We start from the raw sequence: 15382 nt of genomic DNA, 5'->3' as shown, positions 1-15382 counted from the left end.
CCCGCCCGCCGCACCGCCTCCGACAACGCGCTCCGCAAGGTGGCGCGGATCCGGTGCTTGGTCGACAGCGAGATCACCCGCCGCCCCCGCACGGACGCCCTGACTTTAGGTTCGTCGGACTCGCGGCACTCCAGGATCCGCTGGTTGTTCTCCTCGATCGCGGCGAACATCTCCTCCACCTGCCACGACGTCAACTTGTCCAGACGAGTCGCCCCCAGATGCGGCACGAGGTGGTTACGGATGTGACCCTCGTACGAGGCCCGGGTCTTGACCGCGAGGTCGGGCTTGCCGTCCAACCATTCCTTGAGCCACTGGGCGACGGTGGGGACCTTCTCCCGTGTGCGCACCCCCGCCCCGATACGGCGTTTGACCTCGCCCGCCTCCGGCAACGAACGACGCGCCCGCAGGGCTTGCTGGATGAGGTCGGCGACCTGCACCTCGACGTCCGCCTCGTCCTCGGCCAAGCGGATCAACGCCTTGAGATGATCGAGCTGGGCCTGGGCCTGCTCCTGCGAGCCCAAACCACCTCGCCGCGCTTGGCGGCGCTTCCCCTCACCGGTGCGCGGCAGTTCGAGTTGGAAGGCCCACTCGCCGTGGCGGGAGTTCCACGCCCCGTCCTCACGGCGCAACTTCGGGCACTTCGTACCCAGCGACTTGCCGGTGGCCTCCTGGCGGCATCCGCAGCGTTTGAACACCGACCCGTCCCGAGAAGCCATCTACGGCCTCGCTTTCCTGTCGTCCTCACGCGCCACCCGCACCCATCCGGCACGGGAACCGGGGGCGGCCGGGGACGGTGTCGCCGACCGCCCTGAGCGCGGGTTCAAGAGCTGTCGCCCGGCCGCGTCACCCGCAGCTGGCGAAGCAGGCCGCCGTAGTCCTCGTCGTCGTCGCTGATGAACATCGGAAAGGAGCCGTCGACCAGCGCGACGCCCTCGACCTTGAGCCCCGAGCTGCGCGCGAGCTCCTCCGGCGGGCTGACCGGACGCAGCCGGGCGCCGATGGGTCCGCCCGGGCGGACCACCGCGGCACGGTACACGGCGCTGTCGAAGGGGCCGAGGTCGCCGGGATCGTACGCGGACGAGATGTAGACGTTGCCTCGCCTGTCGATGTCCATACCCGAGGCGGGGCGCGCGTCCGGCGGTGCGCTGGCCGTGAAGGAAACCGACGTCCACTCCCCGCCGAACCTGATCTCGCCGTTCCTTCCGATCGCCAGGCGGGTCATGTTGACGTTGGTGGTGTCGCTTCCCTGCGCCCGCTCGGCGTACACGAAGTAGTCCCTTCCGCGCACCGTCGCGACAGCCGTGGCCTCGACGTTCACCAGCGGTTCGGGCGTCCTGGGCCAGGGCGCCGCGCCCGCGATGGTGATGTCGAGGTCCTCGTCCCACCTGGCGAGGTAGATGGTGGGGTCGGGGTCGTCGCCGTCAGCGTTGCTCTCCACCAGCAGGGCCTCGTCGCGCCCGGGGACCCGGGCGATGCTCTCCAGGTCGTTGGGCACGCTGGGGAACGCGACGTGGAGTTCGTCGACGATGATCCCGTCGGTGTCGACGGGGGTCCGCACGATCGACAGGCGCGGGAGGTCGCGCTCGGCGTAGTCGTCCCTGGTGTCGTGGCAGACCAGGAAGATCTGCTGGGGTTCCCCGTCGCTCCCCGCCGTGTCGGAGGTGGCCAGCCAGGTGATGCCGCTGAACTCGCGTGGTGCGATGATCTCTCCCCGGTCGGCCGGTGGGGCGCCGGTGGAGGCCTCGACGCCGCCCGCGGTGAGTGGCAGCACGCTCAGCGCGGCCGCGGTCGCCGCCAAACGGCGTGTGATGAATCGACGTCACATCGGTTTCCTCCCATCATGCGGCGGGCGCCGCCGCCGGGTCCGCTCCGCACAAAACTAGGACAGGAGACCGGGATCCTGGTTCAGGCACCGCCTGGTTCCCGCGAGAATTCGAAATTCCGCGGTTCAGGGGACATGCGTAAGGACTGTTTTAGACGATGGGCGCTCTCCGGATCGGCGCTTACGGTCCGGTCTTCGAAATCCGATCCGGCACCAGGACTTTTCAGCGGGAAAACCCTGATACCTCTTTGGGCCGAGAATCCCGATTCCTCACAAAACCGTCGACGAGTGACTTCACCGCCGCCCGACGAGACCGGGACCGGGGACACGGTGCCGTGAACGACCACGTCATTCGTTGGCTTCGAGCAGCGCCCGGGTGCGGCGGAGCAGTGCCTCACGCACGGCGTCGGTGGAGAGCACACGGACGGGGGTGCCCAGGCCGAGCAGGTAGCCGGCGAGCTGTTCCACGTCGTTGCCGCCGATCTCGACCACGGTGGCGTCGGGGCCGTCGGGGGTGTGCGCGCCGATCGTGGGCGGGACCACGGCCAGGGCCTGGTCCAGGGGAAGCGGGAACCGGACCGTCGCGTACACCGGGTACACGACGCTCGCGATGCTCCGGGAGACCAACGACGCGGCGTCTGGCGGATCGACCAGTTCGGTGGGCTCGGCGGTGAGCCGTGTCCCCGTCACACGGTCGGCCCGGAACGTACGCCACTCGCCCCGAGCGACGTCGCGAGCGACGAGGTACCAGCGAAGGCCCGTGTGGACGAGGCGGTACGGGTCGACGTAGCGGACCGTCGCGCGCCCCGCGTGGTCCCGGTACGACAGCTCGGTGCGCGTCCCGTTGCGGCACGCCGTCGCCAGTTCCAGCAGCCTGTTCGGGCTGATCTGCGGTTCCTCGGACCGCGGGGTGTGCGCCAGGGTGGCGTCGAGTTCACCCAGCCGGCCGGCCAGCCGCCGGGGCATGGCCTGTTGGAGCTTCAGAAGGGCTGACAGCGCGGCCTGGCCCGCGCCCAGGGCCCCGCTGAGCGCGGCCGAACGCAGGCCGGCGGCCACGGCGAGCGCTTCCTCGTCGTCCAGGACCAGCGGCGGCATCCGGGCGCCGGGGCTGAGGCGGTAGCCGCCCCAGGGGCCCGGGTCGGACTCGATTCCGTAGCCCAGGTCCCGTAGCCGGGCGATGTCACGGCGGACCGTCCGGTCGGTGACCGACATGCGCTCAGCCAGTTCTCGGCAGGTCCAGACCGGTCGTGTGGACAGCAGAGACACCAGGCGCAGCAGTCGGGAAGTGGTACCCATCACAGTCACCCAGTGTGGGGTAGGACCAGGACAGCACCTGTCCGGGTCGCCTTCTACGGTCCCACCATGAGCACAGGAGACACCTCGTCCGCCCCCGTGATCCGATTCCTTTCCGTCGACTTCGACTGCCCGGACCCGGCCGAACTCGCCCGCTTCTATCGCGACGCCCTCGGTCTGCCCGTGCTGTTCTCCAGCGACGACTTCGTTCTGCTCGGCCGCGCGGACGCCCCAGGGCTGGGATTCGTCCGGCAGGCCGACTACCGGCCCCCGTCCTGGCCCGACCCCGCCCAGCAGAAACAGGCGCACATCGAACTGAGCGTCGACGACCTGGACTCCGCTCAGGACCGGATGCTGGCTCTGGGCGCTGTGATGGCGTCGTTCCAGCCTCGGCCCGATGTGTGGCGGGTGCTGCTGGACCCGGCGGGCCACCCCTTCTGCCTCTCCACGCACGGAGTCTGACGCCGGGGAAGCCTTGACCGGTGGGCCGGGGGCCGTGCGCCCCCGGCCCACCCGGGAATCACTCCTCGGGGGAACTCCGGAGGGCGTCGGCCGCCTCCCAGTCCGCCCGCGTCGGGGGGATCGCGGCGAAGCGCCTGTCCAACAGGCGGTCGGGAAGGACCCGGGACAGCACGTCGGCCGTCCAGGCGTCGGCGCCGACCCGGTAGCGGGTGCGGGGGACGGGATCGGTCAGGGCCCTGGCCACCGTCGCGGCGAACCGCTCCGGGGTCGTGCCGCTCTGCGCGGCCGCTTCGGCGTTGGCCGCCAGGAAGGCGGAGAAGGAGGCGCGGTAGACCGACGCGACCCCCGGCGCGGCTCCGCGCAGCGCCTCATCGGCGACCGAGGCGATCTTGCCCCAGATGGGGGTCATGATCGCCCCGGGCTGCACGACCGAGACACGCACCCCGCTGTCGGCCAGTTCCCGGCGCAGCGCGTCGCTCAACGCCTCCTTGGCGAACTGGGCCGCGGCGTAGGCCCCGAGATAGGGGATCGCCACCCGTCCCAGGCCGGAGGTGATGTTGACGATGCGGCCGCGTGCCCGGCGCAGGTGGGGCAGGTGGGCCCGGACCATCGCGAGCTGACCCACGACGTTGGTCTCCAGCTGGCGTCTCAGGGTCGCGCTGTCCACGCACTCCAGCGGCGCGGACACGGCGATCCCCGCGTTGTTGACCAGACCGCGCAGTCCCGGGTACCGGGACGCGACGAGGTCGGCGCAGGCCTCGACGGAGTCCTCGTCGGTCACGTCGACGACCGCGTACTCCAGGCGGCCGCGCGAGGACGCGGCGACCAGCTTCTCTCCGTCCTCGACGCGCCGCACGCCGGCCAGCACCCCGAACCCGCGCCGCTCCAGATCCAGGGCGCAGGCTCGGCCCAGCCCCGATGAGGCTCCGGTGATCAGCACCGGGCCCGCCTCCTCGCTCGCTTCGCGCTTCTCGCTCAACGGTGCTCCTTTCCCGCGTCCGCGGCCATGGTGTCCCCGAGTCCGGTTCCGGGGAAGGTGAGGGCGGGCTCGAGGCGCCCGACCAGAGACGCGTGCGGCATGTGCCGGAAGTAGGCGTCGCGGACCCGCCGCCGGACCGGTCCCTGGGACTGTTCGAAGTCGCTGATGGCGCGGGTGGCCGTCACGATGGCGCGGGTGCGTTCCCTGCGGGCGTCCTCGTAGGCCCGCAGCGCCCGGGGCCCGTCGGGTTGGGCCTGCACGTGCCGGGCCAGGACGACCGCGTCCTCGATGGCCATCGCCGACCCCTGCCCCAGACTGGTCAGCATGGGATGGGCGGCGTCGCCCAGCAGGGTCACCGGGCCGGTTCCCCACCGCTCCAGGAAGGGGCGGTCGCGTGAGGTCACCGACAGGACGTCCTCCTCCGGTGTGACCCGGATGGCTGTTCGGACCTCGTCCGGCCATCCGTGGTAGGCGGCGAGGATCTCGTCCTTGCCGCCGTCCCAGGCCGCCGAGACGGCCGCGGGCATGTTCTTCGTGCCCCACCAGTACAGTCGGCCGTGGCCGATGTCGACCAGCCCGAACCGCATGCCGTCGCCCCAGAAGTGGACGACCGACCCCGGGGTGAACCGGGGGTGGGAGTACTCGGTGATGCCCAGCCAGACGATGTAACCGCTGTCGTGGGCCGGTTCGTTCGGACCGACGAGCTGCCTGCGCACCGCCGAGTTGAACCCGTCGGCGCCGATCAACAGGTCGGCCTCGTCGCTGACCCCGCCGTCGGCGAAGCGTACGCGCGCGCGGCCGCCGTCCACCTCGAACCCCTCCGCGGCCCGGCCCAGGGCGATCGGGATGCCGGCGGCCTCCTCCCGCAGTGCGGCGAAGAGGTCGGGGCGGCCGATGCACACACAGGGCACGCCCAGGCGGTCGACGATCTCGGGGAAGGGGAACTCCCTGATGAGCCGCCCGCCCCGGGATTTGACCAGATAGCGCTCCAGTGTGCTCCCGCGCTTGTCGAGCCGCAGGTCGACGCCGAGGGAGTCCAGCGCCGCGATGGCGTTGCTCATCACCGACAGTCCGAACCCCCGTGCCCTGATGTGCGGGGCCCGTTCGTAGACCCGCACGTCCAGGCCGACCCTGCGCAGGGCGATGGCGGTGGTCAGGCCACCGATACCGGCGCCGATGACGATCGCGTTCCTCGTCCGTGCCATCGCCCTCACTCCTCCACGTCGCCGGTCGGGTGTTCGACGGCGTCCAGTACCGCGGTCACGACGTCGGCCACGTACGGTTCCTCCATGATCGTGAGGTGGTCGCCCTCGACCTCGACCACCGACAGACGGCCCGAGGTCCGCTCCCGCCACCCGTTCTCGGCGTCGGCGTGCATGCTGCCGATCGCCGTGTGCATCGACAGCAGCACCTCCGGGAGCGGTCGCCTGGCGCGCACGAGGAGCATGTCCTGGTCGACGACCTCGGGCCAGTACTCGAACGCCGAGCGCCAGTTCGCCTCGTAGAGCCGGAAGAGGCGGCGCACGACGCTGTCCGTGCTGCCCGGGGGCAGGACGCCCTCGTCCACCGCCAGGCGGGTGATGTACTCGAACTTCTCGTCCAGGGTCGCGGCCCCGTCGGGGATGACCGCCTCGGGGGAGTCGCCCCCGCGCTCCAGCCAGAGCAGCTCCCAGAAGAACCAGGTGATCAGGGCGTTGTCGTCGACCCACGCGCTGCGGTCGTCGCCCAGCGCGGTGGTGTCGAGGACGACCAGCGAGCCGACCTCGTGTCCCTCCGCGCGTAGTTGGCGGGCCATCTCGAAGGCCACGAAGCCGCCGAAGGACCACCCTCCGATGTGGTAGGGGCCCTCGGGCCGCACACGGCGCATGGCCTCGATGTAGCGGCGGGCGATCTCCTCCATCCCCCGCACGGGTTCGGTTCCCGCGTCGGCGCCGAAGGCCTGGAGCGCGTAGAGCGGCCGGTCGTCGGGCAGGTGCTGGGCGAACGGCACGTAGCAGAGCACGTTGCCGCCCATCGGGTGCACGTAGAACAGAGGCGCGGCGTCCCCGCCCTCGCGGATGCGCACCAGCGGGTCGAACCCGCCCTCCGGGCGCCGCTCGCCGTCTCCGGCCCCGGGCAGCTCCCGCGCGAGTTCGGCGATGGTGGGCGCGGCGATGAGCCTGGACAGCGGTATCGGCGTTCCGAAGCGCTGTTCGACCAGGACGGCCAGCCGCATCGCCGTGATCGAGGTGGCGCCCGCGTCGAAGAGGTTGTCGTGGACACCGAGTTCGGTGCGGCCGAGCAGGTCTCCCAGCATGTCGGCGAGGACCTGTTCCTCCGCGGTGCTCGGCGGGGCGGACGTGCGCCGGGAGGGCGCCGCGAGCGGCCGGCGGCCCAGCGCGGCGTCGTCGCGCTTGCCGCTCGGCGTCATCGGCATGGCCGTGATCCGTTCGACGTGCGCGGGAACCATGTACTCGGGCAGGGCTGCCCGGAGGCGGCGGCGGAGCGCCTCCACGTCCAGGTCCGCCTCCGCGGAGACCGCGTAGGCGGCGAGGAAGGTCTCCCCCGCCGCACGGGTCCGGGCCACGACGGCGACCTCGACCGCCTCCGCGCCCAGTTCCGCCGCCGCCTCGGCCAGGGCGATCTCGACCTCAGCCGGCTCCACCCGGTATCCGCGCACCTTCACCTGGCGGTCGGAACGGCCCAGGCAGACGACCTCGCCGCCGGGCAGGACCATGCCGATGTCACCGGTGCGGTAGAGCCGTTCGCCCTCCCGCGTCGGGTCGGCGACGAACCTCTCCCGGGTCAGGTCCGGGCGGCCCGCGTAGCCCGAGGCCAGGCAGGCCCCGCCGAGGTGGATCTCGCCCTTGCCTCCGACCGGCGCCGGGCGCCCGGACGGATCGAGCACCAGCACCCGGGCGCCGTCGACCGGTCGGCCGACGGGGGGCAGCGCCGGGAAGCGGGCGGGGTCGCCGTCGAGTGTGTGGACCGTGACGACGTGGCTCTCCGTCGGACCGTACTGGTTCTCCAGGACCACGTCCTCTCCCAGGGAGCGGCACAGGCCGCGGATCTCCGGGGTGATGCGCAACTGCTCGCCCGAGGAGGCGATCACCCTCAGGGATCGTGGCACGACGCCCAGCGCGGTGGCGGCCTCCGCGAGCCGTTGCAGGGCGACGTAGGGCATGAAGACGCGTTCGACGCCCGCCTCGTCGATGTGGCGGAGCAGCCCGGGGACGTCCCGACGGAGGTCCTCGGGGATCACCACGAGCGTGCCCCCGCCGCAGAGCGTGGAGTACACCTCCTGGAACGAGACGTCGAAGCTGAGCGGCGCGTACTGCAGCGTCCGGCCACCGACGGCCCCGCTGGGCACGCTGTTCTGCCAGGCGACGAGGTTGGCCAGGGAACGGTGCGGCATGGCCACGCCCTTGGGCGTACCGGTGGAGCCGGAGGTGAACAGCAGGTAGGCCTCGTCCTCCGGGGACACCCGCGGCAGTGGTGCGGAGCGGTCCGGTGCGGGGGCCGCGCTCCCGTCGAGGAGTGACTCGGCCACGAGCACCGCACTCCCGTCGTCGATCAGGTGCTCGTAGGCCTGCGCCACGACCACGCGTTTGGGCGCGCCCTGCTCGACCATCTCCCGAAGCCGTCCGGCGGGGTAGGTGACGTCCAACGGCACCGCCGAGCAGCCCGCCCGTGCCACACCGAGCAGGACCGCGACGGCTCGGGGACCGCGTTCCAGGGCGATGCCGACGCGGTCACCGGGTCTCACCCCCACCGACAGGAGTGCGCGCGCGACGCGTTCGGAGACCTCGGCGAGCCTGGCGTAGGACCAGGAGTCGTCGCCGGACACGACGGCCGTGGCGTCCGGTGCGGCTTCTGCCCGCTCCTCGAAGGAGCGCACCACGCACACGGGCGGGGCCGGTCGGGGCGGTGGACTCGAGGGGGCGGGCGCGAGGAAGGAGGGGTCGGCCTCCTCCAGGGGCCTTTCGGCGATACGGCGCAGGATCTCGGTGTAGGAGGCGGCGAACAGGTCGGCCTGGCCCGCGGTGAAGGTCTGGCCGGAGAAGTCCATGCGCAGCCGGACACGGCCGTCCACCGGGTCGGTCATGGCGTTGACCAGCAGCGTGAAGTTGGTCTCCTCCCAGGCGGTGAACCCGCGGTCGCGCACACCGGTGAGCCCGAGCACCTCGCCCAGCTGCCGGAAGTGGACGTAGTTGAAGGCCGTGTCCACCAGGGTGGCGCCGCCCTGGTCCTGCTGGATCACCTCCAGCGGCACCCGGCGGTGCGGATAGGCCGCGCGCTCGGCCTCCGCGACGTGGTGGACCGCGTCGATCCAGGTCCCGCGGGTGGGTGAGACGCGCATGGGCAGGGTGTTGAGGAACAGCCCGCAGACGCGTTCGCCGTCCTCGACGTCGGGCCGCCCGTGGGCGACCAGTCCCGTGCACAGGTCGTCCTGGCCCGCCATCGCCGACAGGGTGAGCGCGTGCGCGGCGAACAGCACCGACTTGATCGGAACGCGGTGTTCCTCGACCAGTGCGCGGACGCGGGAGAGGAGGTCGTCGGGCGGGCGCACCTCCCTCACGATCATCTCGTCCCCCTCGGGCGGTTCGTGGGACCGGAAGCCCTCCAGGTTCGGCGGAGCGGCCCCGGCGAGTCGGCCCCTCCAGAAGGCGCGGCCGTCCGCGGAGGAGATCGCCGCGCGCTCGTCCGCCGCGTGCAGGGCGGGGCTCGGCAACGGCCCGCCCACGACGGGGCCGACGTCCAGTCCGCAGGAGTGCAGATGGTCCTGGAGCAGCTCGCTCACCAGGTTGGCGACGCTGCCCCCGTCGAGCAGGGCGTGGTGGAAGGAGAACACCAACTCGACCGCGCCGTCGGTGACGAAGGCGTGGAAGAGGTAGAGCGGCGGGCGCTCGAAGACGTAGTCGTGCCGACGGCGTTCCCGCATGTGGGCGATGATCCGCTCCTCGGCCTCCCGCGCGTCGACCCCTCTGAGGTCGGTCGTCTCCAGGCCGCCCGAGGGCGCGTGGCGGTCGACGATCTGCAGCGGCTCCGAGTAGCCCGTGAGCGCGAAGGACGACCGTAGGACGGGATGGCGCGCGACCAGCCGGTCGAAGGCCGCCCGGAGGTGCCGTGCGTCCCATGGCATCTCGATGCTGTAGCGGAAGACGTCCTTGTAGACCGCCGACTCCTGGGTCCGCCTGCTGTGGAACAGGAGCCCCAGCTGGAGCCGGGTGACCGGGAAGGCGTCGGCGCGGCCCTCCAGGCGTGCCCGGTCCACGTGGGAGACCAGGGCGAAGGGCGGGTGTGCCGTGTCCCTCGGGGCGGTCGCCCCGCCGCGCCGCCCGATCGCCGCGGCCAGCCCTCGGACGGTGGGGTTGCGTACCAGGTCCGACAGGTCGAATCCGACGCCGGCCCGCTCGGCGAGGGCGCGGATCCGGAGCATGGTGATGGAGTCTCCGCCGAGCGCGTAGTAGTCGTCTTCGACGCCCACGCGCCCGAGGCCCAGGACCTCGCCGATCACGTCGGCGAGCGCGGCCTCGGTGGGGGTGTGCGGCTCGTCCCCGCTGGAGGGGGAGGCGGCGGACGGTCGGGGAAGCGCCCTCCGGTCGGCCTTTCCGTTGGGGGTGAGGGGGATGCGGTCGAGGCGGACGTGGCGGGCCGGAATCATGTAGTCGGGCAGGCTGGCGCCCAGGCGCGCGGAGAGCTCGCCCGGGTCGAGCTCGGCGTCGGCCACGTAGTAGGCGACCAGGACGGTCCCGCGGCCGGGCGGGGTGTGGTCGATCACCACCGCCTCACGTATCTCCTCCAGGCTCACCAGGGCGTTCTGCACCTCGCCGAGTTCGACGCGGTTGCCGCGGATCTTCACCTGGTCGTCGATGCGGCCGAGGTACTCGATGTTCCCGTCGGAGAGCAGGCGGGCCAGGTCGCCGGTGCGGTAGAGCCTGCCGCCCGGGGAGTAGGGGTCCTTGACGAACTTCTCGTCGGTGAGTTCGGGGCGGTTGAGGTAGCCGCGCGCGACCTGCACTCCTCCGATGCACAGTTCTCCCGGGACGCCGACGGGCTGCGGTCCGCCGTGCGCGCCCAGCACGTACAGGCTGGTGTTCTGCACGGGTCGGCCGATGGGCACGCGGTCGACCCGGGTCGCGGGCGGGCAGTCGAAACGGGTGACGTCGACCGCGGCCTCGGTGGGACCGTACAGGTTGACCAGGACCGGCCCGCCTCCCCTCTTCTGGGTCTCGGCGAAGACGCGGTTGAACTGGTTGACCCGCTCGGCCGGGAGCGCCTCGCCGCTGCAGAAGACCCAGCGCAGGCTCGCGGCCTTCGCGACGGCGGTGGAGTCACCCTCCACCATGTCCAGGAACGGCCCCAGCATCGAGGGGACGAAGTGCAGGGCGCTGACCCTTCGGGCGGCCACCGCTTCGAGGATGCGCCGGGGGTCCTTCTCCGCGCCGGGCGGCAGCATGGCCAGTCGCGCGCCCTCGACACCCCACCAGAACAGTTCCCACACCGACACGTCGAAGCTGACGGGGGTCTTCTGCAGGAGGGTGTCGCCGCGGCCGATCGGGTAGTGGCGCTGCATCCACGCGAGCCGGTTGATCACCGAGTGGTGCTCGACCATCACACCCTTCGGACGGCCGGTGGAGCCGGAGGTGTAGATGACGTAGGCGACGTCGGTGGACTGCGCGGAGGGCGCGAGCGGCCGGTCCGATCCGCGGTAGAGCTCGGCGACGCGGTGCACCGGGATCCCCGGCGGAACACGGTCGGTGCCGACGCCCCGGCTGGTGAGGACGGCCGCGGGGGCGCAGTCGTCGAGGAGCAGCTCGATCCGGGCCCCGGGGTAGCCCGGGTCGACGGGCACGTAGGCTCCGCCGGCCTTGAGGATGCCGAGGAGCCCGGGTAGGAGTTCGGGACCGCGCTCGGCCATGACCGCGACGCGCGACCCGGGGCCGACCCCCTGGTCGCGCAGCCCGCGGGCGACCTGGTTGGACCTGCGGTCCAGCTCGGCGAAGGTGAACGCGGCCCCGGTGGCGGTGTCCTGGACGGCCAGACGCTCGGGGGTGAGGGCCGCCTGCTCCTGGAAGAGCCCGTGGACGGTCTTCTCCCGCGGGTAGTGGGCGTGCTCCCCCTGTCTGCGGCGCACCAGGTCCTCGTACTCGTCACCGGTGAGCATGGACAGGGCCGAGACGGGCAGTTCCACCATGTCCAAGCCCTTGGCCACCAGCTCGGTGATGTGTCCGGCGAACGCCTCCGCGGTGAGTTCCCCGTCGAAGACGTCGCGCGCGTAGTCGAGGTCGACGCGCAGGTCGTCCTCGTCCTCGAAGGCGTGGACCATGATCGACAGGGCGTTGTCCTCGTGGACGGGGGCCATGACGGTGGTGCGCCGTTCGATCCCCTCCCCCGGTGACGGGTGCGGGTAGCGCAGGTAGGACAGGGTCACGTCGAAGGGCCGGCGCGCTCCGTCGGAGGCGGTGGGCATCTCCTTGACGATCTCGCTGAGCGGCAGTCGTTCGTGGTCGCGCATCTCCCGGAGCCGCGCGCGGGCGGCCTCGGCGAGTTCCAGGAGGGGACGGGACTCGTCCGCGTCCAGGCGCAGTGGCAGGTTGTTGGCGAGGTGGCCGACGACGTGGCGCTCGGTGTCGGTCCGCCGGTTGAGGAAGGGGACGCCCACCGCCACCTCGGAGGCGCGCAGCACGCGGCCGAGCCAGACCCCCAGGGCCGCGGCGAGGTAGGACATGGGCGAGCCGCCGGCTTCGAGGATCCGCTGCACGGTCTTGCCGTCGACCGTGAAGGAGTGTCTCCCCCGTCGTGTCCGGCCCGTACCTGAGCGGGGGAAGAGCACGGGGGTGAAGCCTTCGAGGTTGCGCCGGTGGAACCGCCGGTCGCTCTCGCACTGCCGCGACTCGGTGTAGGCGCGTGTGCGGGCGAACTCGTCGGTGTAGGCGGGCGGTGCGGGTTCGTGCTCCGGTCCGCCGTCACGTCGTCTCCGGTAGGCGGCCAGGATCCGCGCGGAGACCTGGTTGAGTGCCCAGGCGTCCGCGACGATGTGGTGCGCCTTCAGGTGCAGGTGGACGACCGACGCGTCCTCGACGAGCAGTGCCGCGCGGACGAGGCCGCCGCGGTGCTGGTCCAGTGGTCGGTAGAGGTCCTTCTCCCGCCAGGCGAGGACGGCGCCGGCGGGGTCGTCCTCGCCGGAGAGGTCGACCGTCTCCACCGGGATGTTCGCCTCCCGCGGGTCCTCCACGCGGACGAACGGCACTCCCCCGTCGTCGAGGAACCGCATGCGGAACGCGTCGTGCTCGCGCAGGGTGTCGGCCACACAGGCCCGCAACAACGGTAGGTCGAGGCGGCCGCGCAGCCGCTCGTGCAAGACCACGTTGAACTGGGGGCTGTTCGGGGTTCGGCTCTCGGAGGCCCAGACGTCCTCCTGGTACACGGTGGGTCGGATCCTGTCGGACGGGCGTCCAGGAAGGTCATACCGGATCGGGAAACTGTTCACTGACCATCCCCCAATTTTGAATGTCTCCGTAGTGGCCCACACCGGCAGCTGCCACTCGCACGCTTTTCCGATATGAGCGCCACGACGTCGGACGATAGATGCGCGGGCGCTTACACCGCCACTACGCAATCAAGTAGTTGAAGCCGAAACAACACGAGATTCGCAGCTCAGAATGGCTTCATGCGCGCAAACATGAGACCAGGCAGGCAATGTTCATGAACAACGCCGACCAGGAGTGACGCTAATCCGCACCCCCCGGAACAGCGGATTTCCCCTCGGACCGCGTCGGCGAAATACGCGAGACGTCCGGTGTTACCCACATCACATTGCGCTCTATTGCCCCGTGTTACGCGATAGAAAAAAATGGAACGAACGTACAGGTTTCGCAATCGGATGACGAAGCGCAGACCCAGGGCCGATCCGCGCCGTTTTTATGTGGACCGGCCTCGAACCGTGTGCCATCGGCCAGAACGCGCTTCGAGTACGCCGCGTTCGAGAAGGAGGTTGACGATGCTGGTGTCCGCCGCGCATTCGATACCCGGCACCGCGCCGGCGGAGAGGGGGGAGGTCCCGCCCGCGTCGCCCGCCGGCCAGGGGTGCCGGGTGGTCCGGGGCCGGGAGAGGGAACTGGACGACGTACGCCGCGTCCTCCGGCAGGTGCGTGCCTCCGGACTGGCCGTGCGCATCGCCGTCGAGGGCCCCGTGGGAGCGGGACGGGCGGCCTTCGCGGCCGAGTGCCTGAAGGCCGCGCGCGAACTCGGGCTCCGCGTCCAGGGGCCGGTGCGCTGCCCGGGATCACGACGCCGCTCCCCCCTGCTGCCGGCCGGATGCTCGTCGTGCCTGGCCGGAGGGCCGTGGACGCGCGCCCGCCCGGGCTCCGCGGGCGGAGCGGCGCACCGGACGCGGGAGACCGCGGGGAACTGCCCGGCCTCCGGGCGGGTGTGGCTGCGCGTCGGCCCCGACTGCGCCGCCGTCACCCGTGTCCACCCCGGGGAACGGGTGCACCGGGTGCGCCTGGGCCCCCTGACGCGCTCGGCCGTCGTCGCGATGGCGGAGGACGTCCTGCGGGTTCCGCCGGGAGCGCCCCTGACCGCGTTCCTGATGAGGGCCAACGGCCATCCCGCCCTGGTCCGCGAGTCGCTGGCCGGCCTGTGCGAGGAACAGGCGCTCGTCAGGAGGAAGGGGGTGGCCGAGATCCGCGTCGACCGCCTTCCGGCGAGGGTCTACGAATGGATCGACGGCGTTCTCGGTTCGCTTCGCTTTCCGCTGGAGAAGTACCTCGCGGTCTGCGCGTCGATGGGTGAGGAGTTCGCGTCGCTGGAGCCGACCGGAAAGGCCATGGGGGCCGCCGAGCACGAGGCGGAGGAGATGGCGCGCGTCGCCGTCGAACTCGGATTCCTGACGGTGGGAGACCGGGTCCGTTTCCAGAGCCCGATGGTCCACGAAGTGTTCTGGTCATGCATACCGCGCCGTTTTCCGACATTCATCCACCCGGCCGCCCCCGCGAGACACCTGCCCCGCCCGCGCGCCGAGGTGGGAACCGGATTCGTTCTCACCGCGCAGGAGAAGCGATTGATCCAGTTGACCTCGGAGGGTTTCACGAACCGGCAGATCGCGCATCGGCTGAAGATCTCCCAGCACACGGTCAACTACCACCTGAAAAAACTGTTCAGGAAATACGAGGTGAACTCGCGCGTCCGGCTGGTGAGCACGGCCCTCAAGGACACCGCGCCCCTCCCCAGCACCGACGGAGCCCCCTGACGCCCACGCCGACGCACCCGCGTCGAACGGCCCCGACCGAACCTGGAGCAGCCTTGCCACGCCCCCTCAGCCCCCTGGAACGCTGGTACTGGATCGCCGATCAGATCTCACCGCTCAACGTGCTCGGCAGGATGACCGTCGAAGGGCGCTTCGACCGGCGGACCGCCCGGGCGGGCCTGGACCTGCTGCAGCGGCGCCATCCCGCCCTGCGGACCGCCATCGCCGAGACGCCCGCCGGAGGGCCGGTGTTCGTCGACACGGCCGGCCCGATCCCACTCGTGTGGAGGTGGGAGCCCGGGGCCCGTCTGGAGTCGAGCGCGCGATGGGCCGAGGACGCCGACCGCCGACACCTGGCGAAGAGCGTGGACCGACGCACCGGCCCGCTCGTGCGCGCGGAGGTCGTGAGCGCCTCCGAGGGCCGAGGCCGGGGCGTCCACGAGCTCGTCCTCGTCCTGCACCACGCCATCGCCGACGGGACGACGGCGGTGTCCCTCGTCCGGCAGTGGGCCGAGCACGTGGCGGAGGTCTCGGGCGCGTCCGACTCGGCGCGGGGGCGCGGACCGGGCGGCGCTCCCCGCCTCCCGGCCACCGA

General features: G+C 71.6%; 9 protein-coding genes. 3 read left to right on the top strand and 6 right to left on the bottom strand.

The genetic code is table 11. The features are described 5' to 3' along the window. The 3 genes from D471_RS0128615 to D471_RS0128605 all read right to left on the bottom strand — a co-directional run. On the bottom strand, nucleotides 1-716 hold a 716-nt coding region (locus D471_RS0128615; RefSeq protein ID WP_026128172.1), incomplete at its 3' end, for a tyrosine-type recombinase/integrase. 104 nt (nucleotides 717-820) lie between these two features. Next, nucleotides 821-1798, bottom strand: coding sequence for a hypothetical protein (locus tag D471_RS0128610; protein ID WP_017601791.1), 978 nt, complete (start codon nucleotides 1796-1798; stop codon nucleotides 821-823). Nucleotides 1799-2170: 372 nt separating this feature from the next. Next, nucleotides 2171-3118 carry a helix-turn-helix transcriptional regulator gene (locus D471_RS0128605; RefSeq protein ID WP_017601790.1) on the bottom strand — a complete coding sequence of 316 codons (948 nt, stop codon included), beginning with the start codon at nucleotides 3116-3118 and terminating at the stop codon, nucleotides 2171-2173. 66 nt (nucleotides 3119-3184) lie between these two features. Here D471_RS0128605 and D471_RS0128600 point away from each other — a divergent pair, with 66 nt between their 5' ends. Further along, nucleotides 3185-3577, top strand: a complete 393-nt coding sequence (locus tag D471_RS0128600; protein WP_017601789.1) for a VOC family protein — start codon at nucleotides 3185-3187, stop codon at nucleotides 3575-3577. A 58-nt stretch (nucleotides 3578-3635) separates the two neighbouring features. On the opposite strand, the gene D471_RS0128595 is transcribed toward D471_RS0128600, so the two are convergent. Genes D471_RS0128595 through D471_RS36710 form a run of 3 tightly spaced genes read right to left on the bottom strand, consistent with a single transcriptional unit; the run spans nucleotide 3636 to nucleotide 12966 of the window. Further along, nucleotides 3636-4556, bottom strand: coding sequence for an SDR family oxidoreductase (locus D471_RS0128595; protein WP_017601788.1), 921 nt, complete (start codon nucleotides 4554-4556; stop codon nucleotides 3636-3638). After that, nucleotides 4553-5761, bottom strand: coding sequence for an FAD-dependent oxidoreductase (locus tag D471_RS0128590; protein ID WP_017601787.1), 1209 nt, complete (start codon nucleotides 5759-5761; stop codon nucleotides 4553-4555). Before D471_RS0128590 ends, D471_RS0128595 begins: the two co-directional genes overlap by 4 nt. 5 nt (nucleotides 5762-5766) lie before the next feature. Further along, complete coding sequence (locus tag D471_RS36710) at nucleotides 5767-12966, bottom strand: amino acid adenylation domain-containing protein (protein WP_017601786.1); 7200 nt, start codon at nucleotides 12964-12966, stop codon at nucleotides 5767-5769. A gap of 573 nt (nucleotides 12967-13539) precedes the next feature. Here D471_RS36710 and D471_RS42170 point away from each other — a divergent pair. Together D471_RS42170 and D471_RS0128575 are read left to right on the top strand one after the other, a co-directional pair. Further along, the gene (locus tag D471_RS42170) at nucleotides 13540-14790 is read left to right on the top strand and encodes a helix-turn-helix transcriptional regulator (RefSeq protein ID WP_017601785.1); all 1251 of its coding nucleotides are present in this window, start codon (nucleotides 13540-13542) and stop codon (nucleotides 14788-14790) included. A gap of 53 nt (nucleotides 14791-14843) precedes the next feature. Next, nucleotides 14844-15382, top strand: a 539-nt coding sequence (locus D471_RS0128575; protein ID WP_026128170.1) for a condensation domain-containing protein, incomplete at its 3' end; no start/stop codon positions are given.

The sequence above is a fragment of the Nocardiopsis lucentensis DSM 44048 genome, assembly GCF_000341125.1.
Taxonomy (GTDB): Bacteria; Actinomycetota; Actinomycetes; order Streptosporangiales; family Streptosporangiaceae; genus Nocardiopsis; species Nocardiopsis lucentensis.
Note: the sequence above shows the minus strand (reverse complement) of the source record. Positions and strands in the feature narration are given on the sequence as shown.

Coding starts and splice junctions, on each gene's coding strand:
- D471_RS0128590 (WP_017601787.1), bottom strand. CDS start 5,761: ATGGCACGGACGAGGAACGCGATCGTCATCGGCGCCGGTATCGGTGGC.
- D471_RS42170 (WP_017601785.1), top strand. CDS start 13,540: ATGCTGGTGTCCGCCGCGCATTCGATACCCGGCACCGCGCCGGCGGAG.
- D471_RS0128600 (WP_017601789.1), top strand. CDS start 3,185: ATGAGCACAGGAGACACCTCGTCCGCCCCCGTGATCCGATTCCTTTCC.
- D471_RS0128605 (WP_017601790.1), bottom strand. CDS start 3,118: ATGGGTACCACTTCCCGACTGCTGCGCCTGGTGTCTCTGCTGTCCACA.